Consider the following 14,380-nt stretch of genomic DNA (forward strand, 5'->3'; position numbering starts at 1 on the left):
TCAAATAGTGTTGATGAAGAAATTTAGGAAGGGATTAAACAACTAATTGTTGCTTAATTCCTTTTTGTTTTGGGCCAAACATTTTTGTTATTAAAATAATCCTATTTCTAAAATGGTAATAGTTTCTAAAGCCGTAGGCATTTCTTTTAAGCGCTTTTATTTTATTGTTTATTCCTTCAATAGGGCCATTTGTTCTAGTTGGATACTCACAAGTATTTTGAATATATGGCAAGTAAGTCATAAGAGTCTTTAAAACTCTTTTTAAACCAGGAGATAGGTCTAATTGCGTAGCTGCTTCAATCGTTTCCTTGAATTCTATATAATCTCTATCCTGTATACATTCACGAAGTGAATATACAACCTCATAATCATTTTTAAGAGATGGATTTTTTCTAAGATATAATCTACGATTCCTTTACTTGTTATGAAGCTTTCAAAAAGCTTATAACGATTATATTTATAGTTCTGAAGTTCATTAGAGTTCTTTAAAATTAACTTCCAATAATATTTTAACTTTCGATATAATTTAGGATTTTTATAACGATGCTGATTCATGATACGTACCCGAGTTCTATTTAATTCTCTATTCAAGGCTTGTACAATGTGAAAAGGATCAATGATAATTTTTGCGTTAGGAAACATTTCTTTTATTAATTGAATGTATGGCAAGTACATATCGATGGAGATAGTTTTCACCTTTAATCTAGTCTTAGGCTCAAAACGATAAAAATATTGTTTCAAACTGTAAGATTTTCTATCTCGTACAACATCGACCAACTTGTGTGTAGTGCTATCAAAAATAATGAAGCTCATATTGCAATCGGAAGATTTAACAGATTTAAATTCATCAAAACACAAATGCTCAGGTAAATCATGTAATGGTTTAATCGTTAATAATCGTGCTGTATCATATATGATACGTCTAACGGTATGAATTGAAACATTTGTTTCTTTGGCAATATATGTTTCAGATACTGTTTCACTTATTTTTGTCTTAATTTCATTTTTTAATCGTTTCGAGATATGACAGTATTTTTCTACAATTCGACTAGTATCTGCAGTAAATGAAGAACCACATTCTCTACAGAGAAATCTCTGATTTCGTAGATTTAAGTAGGCTGGAAGGCCTGAAACAGAACAGAGAGTGATACGAGAAGTTTTCGTCCCGTTTTTAACTATATTGTTATTTTGGCTAACGCACCCACAAACGGCACAAAATTCTGGTTTATGCGTATATGTAGCTGAATAAAATAAAGATTTTCTATTTTTTAATATCTTCTCTTGAACATTATTATCCCAAATAATGTTTTTATCTTTGATTTGTAGTGTAGCTTCTAGTATATTGTTCATATGGTCATCATTCTTTTGTTTTAGGTTTCAGCGCTTTTAATATAATGGATGTTGGCCTTTTTGTATACACTAAAATAGGGTTGGTGGAAAATTTCCATCAACCCTAAAAATTATAGAACCGTTCTTTTTATATCTCATTTATTATGCCAAGGCACCCATTGGATCCCATGGTGCAAGGACGATTGGTTCTGCTTCATAGGCAGCTAGTTCTTCTGCTGTTAGTAATTCCTTACGAACAACAATTTGATAAGTGTATTCGTCCATCCAAGCATCTGAAGCAACAAAGTAACCATCTGTACCAACCTTGTCTCCCCATGAGTTTTCAACCTTCCACTTGGTTGACTTGCCATTTTCATCCAAATCCACACCTGTCAAGACCATGGCGTGGGTCATCAAGCTCTCACTGTAATCCAAACGTCCAGCCTTGTCTTGAGTGAGTTTAATGTCCATGCTTGATTCAAAGTCATAAACATCTGTCGCAAGGATCCCAGCTTTACGATTGCTGAGTTGACCGACATCTGATCCAAACCAAACAGTCTCACCTGCTTGCATTTGGGCAATCGCTAATTCTTTCAAGCGTTCCATCGGTACATTGATGTAACGAACCGCACGGCTACCAACCACATTCCCCAACATCTCAACTGTGTAAGATTTGCCGTAAGGCTTGTCAGCAGTTGGGGCATTGATAACAGAAACATAGTCCTCTAGAGGAAGATTGACATATTTCTTGTAAAACTCTTGTGGTGTGATGCCCTTTTCGCTTTGGTAGTTGTTATCCTTATCGCGATAAGCAAAGTCAAATTTACGTGGTGGAAGGCCTAGGGACATAGCAAGAAAATTAAAGATTTCTTGCAAGAGGTCTTCTTTCTTAGCTTGAACAGTCGCTTGGTCTGCACCAGAAGCGAGCAAGTCACGCAAGATTTGAGCATCTTGACGAAGCAATTTGTTGAGAATGGCATTTAGCTCACGACTACTGCTAGATGAAACAGATTCAGGGTAAACCGACTTAGGAACGACACCGTATTTCTCAAAGAGAGACACCACCATATCCCACTGACCTCCGTCTTGTTGTGGTGTTTGGAGTAGGAATTTAACCTTACGGCTGGTCAAGTCTTGGTCTGCAGTCGCAATGACTTGCTCCAAGAACCAGTTTGATTTCTCATACTTGTCCCAGAAGAAAGTGTGGGCCTGTGACAACTCAAAGTTTTCCAATTTGTATTGTGAAATGAGTTTGTGGCGGAAGGTGTTGAGAGCCGCAAACATCCAGCAACGACCAGACGCTTTCTGGTTAGTTACCTTGTCCTTGGTCAAATCCAATGAGAAAACAGGGGTATTGTCTACATGGCTTTGGCGACGTTCTAGAGCTGCAAAAATTCCGTTGTGGCTGGCAGCATTTTCAATCGCTTGGTATTTAACATTTGCTTCATAGTTAGCAAATAGTTTATCAGTAAATGATTCTTGAATCACGTTCATAGATTCCTCCTTTTATTCTACAGTCTATTATAACTCTTTTCACAAAGGAAGCAACTGAAAAATATAAAAGGCAAGGATATTCTTCCTCACCTTTTCGAATATAAATCAAATTAAGCAATATTCGCAAGGAGAGCTTCTAACTCTTCCTTGGTCAAGCGACGCCATTCTCCTCGCTGCAAGTTCTCATCCAATACTAAAGTTCCCATAGTCAAACGTTGCAAGTCTACTACTTCCTTGCCGCAATAGCCCACCATACGCTTGACCTGATGAAACTTCCCTTCTGCAATGGTCACACGGATTTGGCTTTGATTCTTTTTTGTATCTACAGACACAAGCTCCAGTCTAGCAGGCTGACAAGTAAAGTCTTTAAGAGGAATTCCCTTGGCAAATGTCTCCGCATCTTCTTGGGTCATAATTCCCTTGACCTGAGCCAGATACGTCTTATCCACATGACGCTTGGGTGAAAGAAGAGCATGGGCAAGCTTGCCGTCATTGGTCAAGAGTAAAAGACCATGCGTGTCAATATCCAAGCGTCCTACTGGGAAAACTTCCTTGCTCCGAGCAATATCATCCAGCAAGTCCAGAACGGTTCTGTGCTTGGGATCCTCAGTCGCTGAGATAACTCCTTTGGGCTTGTTCATCATGTAGTAGACAAACTCTTCATACTCCAACACTTGCCCATCAAAGCGAATCTCATCTCTTTCTTCATCAATCTGCAATTTAGCTGACTTTTCTTTTTTACCATTTACCGTCACGCGCCCAGACTTGAGCATGTTTTTGACCTCTGTCCGACTCCCTACAGCGCAGGCAACTAAAAATTTATCCAATCTCATAGAACTATTATATCACACTCAAAAGGAGGCTGTCTCAATGACCAACCTCCTTTTCGTTTCATACTCTTCAAAAATCTCTTCAAACCGCGTCAACGTCGCCTTGCCGTATATATGTTACTGACTTCGTCAGTTCTATCTGCAACCTCAAAACAGTGTTTTGAGCTGACTTCGTTAGTTCTATCTACAACCTCAAAGCAGTGATTTGAGCAACCTGCGGCTAGTTTCCTAGTTTGCTCTTTGATTTTCATTGAGTATCAGATTTAGGAAATTAACTTCCTCGTCTCCAAAAAATAGCTAAAACAATCATGGAACCTAGTACTGCCGGAATAATGGCAGTTCCTGCTATTATCGGTCCCCAAGTCCCAAAAAGCAAATGGCCTATAAAGGCACCAATCCATCCGAGAAACATTTTTCCAAAACATCCCATGTGTTCTCCACGATTGGTCAGAGTACCTGCTAAAAATCCCACTAGGAGACCAACGAACATACTTCCTAACATATTATCTCCTTAATTTGCCCAATCTCCGTTACGGAAGAGTGGTACACGTGTCCCATCCTCACGGATACCATCGATATCCATTTGACTAGACCCAATCATAAAGTCCACGTGAACATCTGAACGGTTAAGCCCCGCAGCTTCAAGCTCCTCTTCGCTCATCTCCGCTCCACCAACTACGCTAGTCGCATAAGCTGCACCGATAGCCAAGTGATTTGACGCATTTTCATCGAAAAGGGTGTTAAAGAAGGTAATGCCTGACTGAGAAATTGGGCTTGGATCTGGTACCAATGCACATTCACCCAAGGCACGCGCACCCATATTTTCAAAGACAAGGTCTTTCATGACCTGATCACCCTTCTCAGCAGTGATATCCACAATTTGTCCATCCTTAAAGGTTACCTTAATACCTTCAATGATATTTCCGTTATAACTAAGCGGTTTTGTAGAAGTGACATAACCATCTGCACGACGGAAGTCAGGCGCTGTGAAGACTTCCTCTGTCGGCATATTTGGCAAGAATCCTTCTCCCTGCGCATTGATAGCACCAGCTGATTCCCAAACGTGGTTCTTAGGCAAGCCAAGTGTCAAATCTGTCCCTGGTGCTGTGTAGTGAAGGGCTGAAAATTGTTCTTTATTAAGCATATCAGCCTTACTCTTGAGGATGGCTGCATGCTCTTCCCAAGCCTTAACAGGATCTGCTTCATAAACGCGACAAGTCTTGAAGATTTGGTCCCAAAGGAGATCAACTGCTTCTTCATCGCTCGCAGCATTTGGAAAGACTTTTTTAGCCCACTCAAGTCCAGCAGCGGCTGCTACAGTCCAGCTAACCTTATTGGATTGTGTTGCGATACGCATTGGCTTCATGGCAAGTCCCATCGCTTTAGCAGAAGCTGAAAGCTTGTCAGCATCCACACCGTTCAAGGCACCTGGGTCAGAAGAACGAACCCCAAGACGGCTAGCCTTGTTCTCCAAGAGATAGTTCATCTCAGCAATCTTGTATTCTGGCACATTGTCCAGACGCTCCATCGGAGCATGTAGGAATTTCTCACGGTTAATCACATCATCTGTCCACTGAACGATAACCTCATGCGCACCCAAGGCATAAGCTTCTTTCACGATTAAATGAGCCAACTCGCGTTGCTCCACATCAATTGAGAGAGCCAAAGTGTGACCAGGCTGCACGTTAATTCCATTCGAAACCAACAATTTCGCATATTTTTCTAGATTTTCTTTAAAATTTGGTAAAACCATTCTATTTTTCCTTTTCTATTTTTCTTTCAAAGCAGAAAATAATCCTGCTAAAGCAATGGCACTCGACAAAAGTGCTGTTGATAGAAGAATTGTCTGGTCAGCAAGTTCCAATTGATACTCAAACACCTTCTCAGCCGGCTTGTCTTCCGCAAAAATTCTTAGTTTCATCTTTTTTCCTCCAAGACCTTAAAACAACTCATCAAACAAACTCAACTGATTATCCTCTGGCATATTTCCAAGAATACCCATTTCATCCATCTTTTCAACCAAGGTTGATGAGAGTCCACCACGCTTGCGCAATTCTGTTTTAGATAGGAATTCTCCCTCTTCACGCGCTCGCACCAATTGCTTGGCAACGTTCTCTCCCAGACCATCCATAGCAACGAATGGTGGAATCAGTGTATCTCCGTCAATGATGAATTCAGTCGCATCACTACGGTAGAGGTCTAACTTCCCAAACTTGAAACCACGTTCCCACATTTCATTGACAATCTCAAGAGTTGTATAGAGGTCAATCTCCACATTAGAGGCCTCATTGTTCTTCCGTTTTTCAGAGATTTCTTCCATTCTGCGCTTGATAGCATCCAAGCCCGCCCCCATGGTCTTGATATCAAAAGCCTTAGCACGGATCGAGAAGTAAGCACAGTAGTAATAAATAGGGTGATGAACCTTGAAGTAAGCTACACGAAGAGCCATCATAACGTAGGCTGCCGCATGGGCTTTAGGGAACATGTACTTGATTTTTCCACAAGATTCGATATACCACTCAGGAACATTGTTGGCCTTCATAGCTTCGATATAACCATTGCGCTCTTCTTCAGAGATTTTGAGCCACAAGCCCTTACGTACCCGTTCCATAATGGTAAAAGCCATCTTAGGTTCCAGACCCGCATGCATGAGGTAAACCATGATGTCGTCCCGACAACCGATAACGGTCGACAGGTCCGCAATTCCTTGCTTGATTAAATCCTGGGCATTTCCCAACCAGACATCAGTACCGTGGGACAATCCAGACAACTGCAGCAACTCCGCAAAAGTCGTTGGGTGCGTCTCGTCCACCATTCCACGAACAAAGTTGGTTCCAAACTCTGGAATCCCCAACATACCCGTAGGCGTTCCAATTTGTTCAGGTGTTACCCCTAACACATCCGTCCCAGAAAAGAGGGCCATCACACCTTCGTCATCCATAGGGATTTCATTAGGATCAATCCCAGACAAGTCCTGCAATTTCCGAATCATGGTCGGATCATCATGTCCCAATACATCAAGTTTGAGGACGTTCTCGTCGATATCATGGAAGTTAAAGTGAGTGGTCTGCCATTCAGCCGTCACATCATCTGCTGGATACTGGACAGGCGTAAAGTCGTAGACATCCATGTAGTTAGGAATAACAACGATTCCCCCTGGGTGTTGGCCTGTTGTCCGTTTGACACCAGCAGCACCTTGAGCGAGACGTTCCACTTCTGCATCACGATAAAACTTGCCATAATCTCGCTCATAGCCCTTTACAAATCCATAGGCAGTCTTGGCAGCCACCGTACCAACCGTTCCTGCACGGAAGGCATATTCCTCACCAAAGATATCACGCACATCCAAGTGGGCGCTAGGCTGATCCTCTCCCGAAAAGTTCAAGTCAATATCGGGAACCTTATCCCCATCAAAACCAAGGAAGGTCTCAAACGGAATATCCTGCCCATTTTTGCTGAGTTTGTGACCACAGTTTGGACAATCCTTATTGGGCATATCAAATCCTGAACCATAAGAACCATCGGTGATAAACTCGCTGTATTGACACTGACCACAGACATAGTGAGGAGAGAGAGGATTAACCTCCGTAATCCCAATCATGGTCGCAACAAAACTGGAACCAACAGATCCACGGGAACCAACCAAGTAACCCCGTTCATTGGAACGTTGCACTAGCATCTGCGAAGCCAGATAAATCACAGCAAATCCATTCCCCAGAATAGAAGTTAATTCTTTTTCAATCCGCAAATCAACGATATCTGGCAACGGATTTCCATAAATCTCAAAAGCTTTCTTATAGGTCAGCTCAGCGACCGTTTCTTCAGCTTTGTCGATGAAAGGCGTGTACAAGTCACCCTTAACAACCTCAACGGGTTCAAAGATTTCTGTCAAGGCATTGGTGTTTTCAATAACCAATTTGCGAGCTAGTTCCTCTCCCAAGAAGGCAAATTCATCCAACATCTCATTAGTCGTTCTAAAATGGGCTTTTGGCAGAGGAGCTGGTTGAGCATGTTCCCCATGACCGATAGTTCGGTTAATCATCGCCCCCTGTCCCAAACTACGGACGATAATTTCACGGTAAATCTCTTCTTCTGGTTCGATATAGTGGACATTTCCCGTAGCCAAAACGGGCTTGCCAAGACGGTCTCCCACCTCTATCAAACTCTTGATAATGGTCTGGAGTTCTTCCATATCCTTGACCTGCTCCTTGGCAATCAAGGGAGCATAGATAGCTGGTGGCATGACCTCGATAAAGTCATAATACTTGGCCACCTCAACCGCCGCATCCACACCTTGGGAAACAACCGCATCAAAAACTTCACCTTCTGAACAAGCCGACCCCAGAATCAATCCTTCCCGATGGGCATCTAAAACTGTTCTCGGAATTCGTGGCACCCCTTCAAAATACTTGGTATTGGACAAAGAAACCAACTTAAAGATATTTTTTAGACCTACCTGATTCTTGACATAAATAGTCGCATGCTTGATCCGAGCTTTTTTATAAGAATCTGGACTAATCAAATCAATATTAAGTCTAACTAGATCGGTCACACCATGTTTTTCTGCTACCTCTTTGATAAAGATGAAGAGCAGACGACCAGTAGCTTCCGCATCGTAGTTGGCCATGTGGTGATGTTCTAAGGCCACACCAAAACGCTTGGTCAAAGGTCCCAAACCATGACGCTTATACTCAGGATAGAGGTTTCTAGCAAACTCTAACGTATCGATAACTGGCTGACTAATCCTTGGAAGACCATGACGCTCATAGTTGGCATTCATAAATCCAACGTCAAAGGTAGCATTGTGGGCAACTAAGACCGTATCCTTGCAGAATTCTTGGAATTCTTGCAAAACTTGTTCCAGTGGTTTGGCATTTTTGACATGGTCATCTGTAATTCCAGTCAACTCAGTAGTAAAAGCTGACAAGGGATGTCCAGGATTGATAAATTCATCAAATTCAGCAATAACATTCCCCTTGTACATCTTAGAGGCCGCAACCTGAATCAAATCATTATAGATAGCTGAAAGCCCCGTCGTTTCCACGTCAAAGACCACGTAGGTCGCTTCCGACAAGTCCATCTCCACTTCGTTGTAGACGATAGGGACACGGTCCTCCACGATATTGGCTTCCATACCATAGATCAGCTGGATTCCCGCTTTCTTAGCAGGCTTATAGCCATGTGGGAAGGACTGAACATTTCCATGGTCTGTGATGGCAACCGCCTTGTGTCCCCACTTAGCAGCTGTCGCAACGATTTCTTCTACCTCTGGTAGTGCATCCATGGTCGACATATTAGTATGAGCATGAAACTCAACCCGTCGTTCTCCTTCTGGCATTAAATCCTTCCGCTCATAGTGAATAACTTCCTGCACGTCTTGCACGTTCATAGTCAAATCGCGTGTGAAGTTATTCATCTCTACATTCCCACGAACACGAAGCCAAGAATTCTTTTTGATGAGATCAAATTTCTGAGCTTCCTCTTCATTCTTAACCCACTTTTGCATCGAAAAACTTGAAGTGTAGTCCGTCATTTTAAAGTTGATCAAAACACGCCCTGTTCTGGTCACTTTTTGCTCCACATCAAAAACAACCCCTTCAAAGACCAAACGATTTTCCTCCGTCGTCACTTCGATCATAGGAGTAATCTCTGCCTTATCCAGCTTCGGTTTAGCTGCAGCTTTTTTAGCTTGAAAATCAAAGGATGGTTTCTCTTCCGCTGGAGGAGGTGCCATCTGTTCTAGTTGTTCCATAGCACGGAGCGCTTCCTCGTTAGCAGCTTGAACAATCTGCTCATTTTCAGCATGAAAGGCCTCTTCCTGCTCTTGTGTCAGGACATCATTCTTCTCTACTTGACAATTAAAAGCTGGAAAACCAAACTTTTCAAGTTGTTTCGCTAAATTAGGAAGGTGATTTTTCTTAAAATGCTCCTTATCAATCGCCTCAGATCCTTCAATAAATAGCTTATTGCCCTCAGCACGAACTTGCAAATTTTGATAAAGGGACTTAAAACCTTGACTAGCACATGGCCCCTCAGAAAAAGCTTCTCTATAATAGGCCTGCAAGAGTTGATTTGAAAATTCTTGAGACCGAGCCTTGATTTCGAAAACAGCTTTATTGCCTGTCTTAGAAAATTCTTCGCTCAAACCTTTCTTTAATTCTAAAAAGATTTCAATCGGTAAAATATTAGAAAATACGAAATGAAACTCCCATATCTTACTAATTTTATGAACCACAACTCGCTCAATATCGGCCTGTGCTAAAGCAGGAGCCTGTCTCATTTCAGTAGGCATCCCCAGTTGATTCATCAAAATTTCAAAACTATTTGACATTCATTTTCCTCACATTATTCTCCTACTATTTTACCATACTTAGAGGTGTTTTCTAAAGACAAAAGGAAGCCACTAAGTGACTTCCTTCTAGAGTGAGGACTGATTAGTCTTCACCTTTGTTTTTCTTAATGATTTCTTCTTGTACTGACTTAGGTACATCTTCGTAGTGGTCAAATACCATCATGAATGTACCACGTCCTTGAGATGCAGAACGAAGAACTGTGGCGTAACCGAACATTTCAGCAAGTGGAACGTAAGCACGAACGATTTGGCTGTTACCATGTGCTTCCATACCATCTACACGTCCACGACGAGCAGTTACGTGACCCATAACATCACCAAGGTTTTCTTCTGGAACAGTGATTGTTACAAGCATCATTGGCTCAAGGATAGCTGGTTGTGCTGATTTAGCAGCTTCTTTAAGAGCAAGTGATGCTGCGATCTTGAAGGCAGTTTCAGAAGAGTCGACATCGTGGTATGAACCATCGTAAAGTTTAGCTTTAACGTCAACCATTGGGTAACCTGCAAGAACACCGTTAGCCATAGATTCTACCAAACCTTTTTCAACCGCTGGGATAAATTCACGAGGAACCACACCACCGACGATTGCGTTTTCGAATTCGAATCCTTTACCTTCTTCGTTTGGAGTAAATTCAATCCATACATCACCGAATTGACCTTTACCACCAGACTGGCGTTTGAAGAATCCACGTGCTTGAGTAGAAGCGCGGAATGTTTCACGGTAAGATACTTGAGGAGCACCTACGTTCGCTTCAACTTTGAACTCACGACGCATACGGTCAACAAGGACGTCAAGGTGAAGCTCACCCATACCAGAGATAACTGTCTCACCAGTTTCAACGTTTGTTTCAACGCGGAATGTTGGATCTTCTTCAGCCAATTTTTGAAGGGCGATACCCATCTTGTCTTGGTCAGCTTTAGATTTTGGCTCAACCATCAATTGGATAACTGGTTCTGGAACGTTGATTGACTCAAGGATGATTTTAGCTTTTTCATCTGTCAATGAGTCACCAGTTGTAGTATCTTTCAAACCAACGGCAGCAGCAATGTCACCTGAGTAAACAGTGTCGATTTCTTGACGGCTGTTAGCGTGCATTTGAAGGATACGTCCGATACGCTCACGTTTACCTTTAGAAGTGTTCAATACGTATGAACCTGATTGAAGAACACCTGAGTATACACGGAAGAATGTCAAACGACCTACGAATGGGTCTGTCATGATCTTGAAGGCAAGAGCTGCAAATGGCTCTTCATCAGATGCTGGACGAGTTTCTTCTTCATCTGTATCTGGGTTGATACCTTTGATCGCTGGGATGTCAAGTGGGCTTGGAAGGTAGTCAATAACCGCATCAAGCATCAATTGAACACCTTTGTTCTTGAAGGCAGAACCACACAATACTGGGAAGAATTCAACGTTGATAGTTGCTTTACGGATACCAGCTTTCAATTCTTCGTTAGTGATTTCTTCACCTTCGAGGTATTTCATCATCAATTCTTCGTCAGTTTCAGCAACTGCTTCGATCAATTTTTCACGGTATTCTTGAGCTTGGTCAAGGTATTCAGCTGGGATATCTTCTTCAAGGATATCTGTACCAAGGTCGTTAGTATAGATTTCAGCTTTCATCTTGATCAAGTCGATGATACCACGGAAGTCATCTTCAGAACCGATTGGCAATTGGATTGGGTGTGCATTTGCTTGAAGACGATCGTGAAGTGTGCTTACAGAGTAAAGGAAGTCAGCACCGATTTTGTCCATTTTGTTGGCAAATACGATACGTGGAACTCCATACTCAGTTGCTTGACGCCAAACTGTTTCAGTTTGAGGCTCAACACCTGATTGTGAGTCAAGAACGGTAACAGCACCATCCAATACACGAAGAGAACGTTGTACTTCGATTGTGAAGTCCACGTGTCCTGGTGTGTCGATGATGTTTACGCGGTGGTTGTTCCATTGAGCTGTTGTCGCAGCAGATGTGATAGTGATACCACGCTCTTGCTCTTGCTCCATCCAGTCCATTTGTGACGCACCTTCGTGAGTTTCACCGATTTTGTGGATTTTACCAGTGTAGTAAAGAATACGCTCAGTAGTTGTTGTTTTACCAGCATCGACGTGAGCCATGATACCGATATTACGAGTTTTTTCAAGTGAAAATTCGCGTGCCATGAGGTTTGTTTCTCCTATTTATTTTTGATTTCTATTCTATTATAACATGATTTTAATAAAAACGGATAGGCAGGACCTACCCGTTCTCAATGTTTTCATGCTATTGTTGGTTTCAACTTGTAGATTTACAAGTTGAATTGAACTCGGGCTAAAGTTAATTAGCCGATTTGAGCCGGAATGGGATGCTGTGTGAAAAAGATAAACTTCCTTGTATTCGTCGAATACTGCGTCAGTTTCCTATTTTCACCTTGCATCCTTACTGTTCCTAGCATCATGATATAGTTGAGCTCAAGCTAAAAGTCTGGAGAAAAAGATGAATCTCATTGGTTGCAATCGCTACCTGCTTTGATTCCCTATTTCCTCTGGGACTTTCTTAACGCTTTCGCATCCTATATTACCAACGGAAGTGTGCGAATGCACGGTTAGCTTCAGCCATACGGTGAGTGTCTTCACGTTTCTTAACAGCTGCACCAGTGTTGTTAGCAGCATCCAAGATTTCTTTTGCAAGACGGTCTTGCATTGTGTGTTCACCACGAAGACGAGCGATTGTTACCAACCAACGAAGTCCAAGTGTTGTACGACGTTCTGGACGAACTTCAACTGGGACTTGGTAGTTAGAACCACCAACACGACGTGCACGTACTTCAAGTACAGGCATGATGTTTTCCATAGCTGTTTCAAATACTTCAAGTGCATCGTTTCCAGTAGCTTCTTTGATTTGCTCAAAAGCACCGTAAACGATTGAAGCAGCTGTACCACGTTTACCGTCAAGCATAACGCGGTTGATAAGACGAGTAACTAGTTGTGAATTGTAAAGCGGATCTGGCAATACGTCACGTTTTGGAGCTCTATTTTTACGACTCATTTCTCTTTATCCCCTTTCCTTATGCTTTTGGACGTTTAGTACCGTATTTAGAACGGCCTTGTTTACGATCGTTAACACCTGCAGTATCAAGTGCACCACGGACGATATGGTAACGTACCCCTGGAAGGTCTTTTACACGTCCACCACGAAGAAGAACTACGCTGTGCTCTTGCAAGTTGTGTCCGATACCTGGGATGTAGGCAGTAACTTCAATAAGGTTGCTCAAACGTACACGAGCGAATTTACGAAGGGCTGAGTTAGGTTTTTTAGGTGTCATTGTTCCAACACGAGTTGCAACACCACGTTTTTGTGGTGAAGAAACGTTTGTTTGAACTTTTTTATGACTGTTGTAACCAACGTTCAAAGCTGGTGATTTAGATTTTTCTACTTTTGATTTACGCGGTTTGCGAACCAATTGGTTAATTGTAGGCATCTACATTCTCCTGTGTTTTTTTATTTTTGGTGATGATACACTTGGTGACAGCTATCATCTGTGTGTACTTTTGCAACATTTGTCAGCACGTCCCTGTACACTCTTGAGAGACCAAAAGTAAAAAGTACCGTCTATTATTGTAACAAATTTTTCCATTGGTTGTCAAGATATTTTTCTTTTTTATTGTTAATTTTAGCTCTTTTGTAGTGCTCCACCAAAAAAGAAAAAGGAGGAATCCCACCCTCCTAAAGTTAGTATTGTTCCATTCAATCCCATCAATTTTAGCACATAATGTTCAAAAAAATTATATCATCACAACCAACCAGATTCTTTCGCGATATTAGCTGCCTCTGTTCGATTACCTGCATCTAGTTTTGAAAGAATATTGGTGACATAGTTTCGGACTGTTCCGTTGGATAGATAAAGTTTGTCTGCAATTTCTTGGTTAGAGAAGCCTTGAGCAATTCCCTTTAAAACTGCGATTTCTTGTTCTGTGAATGGATTGGGATGCGTCATCACCACTTCCATCAATTCAGGCGAATACTCCTTGCGTCCTTCGAGGACGGTGTGCAAGGTTTGCATGAGGTCTGCAATGTTTCTTTCTTTTAATACATAAGCATCTACTCCAGCCTTGACCGCACGTTCAAAATACCCAGGACGCTTGAAGGTCGTCACTACAACCACCTTTGTTTCTAGATTTTCTGCTCGTATCCACTCCAAGACTTCAAGACCTGTCTTAACAGGCATTTCTACGTCAAGGATGGCGATATCTACAGACTCCTTTTCTAATAGTTGGATTGCTTCTTGCCCATTCTTGGCTTGAAAGACAGACTCTACATCTGGTTGAAGCGTGAGCAACTGGCACATGGCATCTCGCAACATACTTTGATCTTCTGCAACAAGTAGTTTCATC

Annotated in this window: 10 protein-coding genes and 1 pseudogene; all 11 read right to left on the reverse strand. The window is 41.9% G+C overall.

Annotated elements, in window-relative coordinates; all coding sequences use genetic code 11:
• Positions 1-34: 34 nt before the first annotated feature.
• Positions 35-1,350: pseudogene (locus tag FQT24_RS06660) on the reverse strand (ISL3 family transposase).
• Between the two features lie 141 nt (positions 1,351-1,491).
• The gene (gene pepC, locus FQT24_RS06665; protein WP_033687282.1) at positions 1,492-2,823 is read right to left on the reverse strand and encodes an aminopeptidase C; all 1,332 of its coding nucleotides are present in this window, start codon (positions 2,821-2,823) and stop codon (positions 1,492-1,494) included.
• 110 nt (positions 2,824-2,933) lie between these two features.
• Entirely contained in the window at positions 2,934-3,656 is a 723-nt protein-coding gene (locus tag FQT24_RS06670; protein ID WP_084926979.1) for a pseudouridine synthase, read from the reverse strand.
• A gap of 268 nt (positions 3,657-3,924) precedes the next feature.
• The gene (locus FQT24_RS06680) at positions 3,925-4,155 is read right to left on the reverse strand and encodes a GlsB/YeaQ/YmgE family stress response membrane protein (RefSeq protein ID WP_000901569.1); all 231 of its coding nucleotides are present in this window, start codon (positions 4,153-4,155) and stop codon (positions 3,925-3,927) included.
• Positions 4,156-4,164: 9 nt separating this feature from the next.
• Positions 4,165-5,406: an aminopeptidase gene (locus tag FQT24_RS06685; RefSeq protein WP_033687280.1), complete on the reverse strand. Its 1,242-nt coding sequence runs from the start codon at positions 5,404-5,406 to the stop codon at positions 4,165-4,167.
• Positions 5,407-5,421: 15 nt separating this feature from the next.
• Positions 5,422-5,574, reverse strand: coding sequence for a hypothetical protein (locus FQT24_RS06690; protein WP_033687279.1), 153 nt, complete (start codon positions 5,572-5,574; stop codon positions 5,422-5,424).
• Between the two features lie 18 nt (positions 5,575-5,592).
• Positions 5,593-9,984, reverse strand: a complete 4,392-nt coding sequence (locus FQT24_RS06695; RefSeq protein WP_143952532.1) for a PolC-type DNA polymerase III — start codon at positions 9,982-9,984, stop codon at positions 5,593-5,595.
• 103 nt (positions 9,985-10,087) lie between these two features.
• Complete coding sequence (gene fusA / locus FQT24_RS06700; RefSeq protein ID WP_000090348.1) at positions 10,088-12,169, reverse strand: elongation factor G; 2,082 nt, start codon at positions 12,167-12,169, stop codon at positions 10,088-10,090.
• Between the two features lie 394 nt (positions 12,170-12,563).
• Positions 12,564-13,034 carry a 30S ribosomal protein S7 gene (gene rpsG, locus FQT24_RS06705; protein WP_000087873.1) on the reverse strand — a complete coding sequence of 157 codons (471 nt, stop codon included), beginning with the start codon at positions 13,032-13,034 and terminating at the stop codon, positions 12,564-12,566.
• Between the two features lie 19 nt (positions 13,035-13,053).
• Positions 13,054-13,467, reverse strand: coding sequence for a 30S ribosomal protein S12 (gene rpsL / locus FQT24_RS06710; RefSeq protein ID WP_001142332.1), 414 nt, complete (start codon positions 13,465-13,467; stop codon positions 13,054-13,056).
• A 312-nt stretch (positions 13,468-13,779) separates the two neighbouring features.
• Complete coding sequence (locus tag FQT24_RS06720) at positions 13,780-14,379, reverse strand: response regulator transcription factor (protein ID WP_143952533.1); 600 nt, start codon at positions 14,377-14,379, stop codon at positions 13,780-13,782.
• Between the last annotated feature and the right edge of the window lies 1 nt (position 14,380).

The sequence above is a fragment of the Streptococcus mitis genome (assembly GCF_901542415.1).
GTDB lineage: Bacteria > Bacillota > Bacilli > Lactobacillales > Streptococcaceae > Streptococcus > Streptococcus mitis_BL.

Coding starts and splice junctions, on each gene's coding strand:
- pepC (WP_033687282.1), bottom strand. CDS start 2,823: ATGAACGTGATTCAAGAATCATTTACTGATAAACTATTTGCTAACTAT.
- FQT24_RS06670 (WP_084926979.1), bottom strand. CDS start 3,656: ATGAGATTGGATAAATTTTTAGTTGCCTGCGCTGTAGGGAGTCGGACA.
- FQT24_RS06680 (WP_000901569.1), bottom strand. CDS start 4,155: ATGTTAGGAAGTATGTTCGTTGGTCTCCTAGTGGGATTTTTAGCAGGT.
- FQT24_RS06685 (WP_033687280.1), bottom strand. CDS start 5,406: ATGGTTTTACCAAATTTTAAAGAAAATCTAGAAAAATATGCGAAATTG.
- FQT24_RS06690 (WP_033687279.1), bottom strand. CDS start 5,574: ATGAAACTAAGAATTTTTGCGGAAGACAAGCCGGCTGAGAAGGTGTTT.
- FQT24_RS06695 (WP_143952532.1), bottom strand. CDS start 9,984: ATGTCAAATAGTTTTGAAATTTTGATGAATCAACTGGGGATGCCTACT.
- fusA (WP_000090348.1), bottom strand. CDS start 12,169: ATGGCACGCGAATTTTCACTTGAAAAAACTCGTAATATCGGTATCATG.
- rpsG (WP_000087873.1), bottom strand. CDS start 13,034: ATGAGTCGTAAAAATAGAGCTCCAAAACGTGACGTATTGCCAGATCCG.
- rpsL (WP_001142332.1), bottom strand. CDS start 13,467: ATGCCTACAATTAACCAATTGGTTCGCAAACCGCGTAAATCAAAAGTA.
- FQT24_RS06720 (WP_143952533.1), bottom strand. CDS start 14,379: ATGAAACTACTTGTTGCAGAAGATCAAAGTATGTTGCGAGATGCCATG.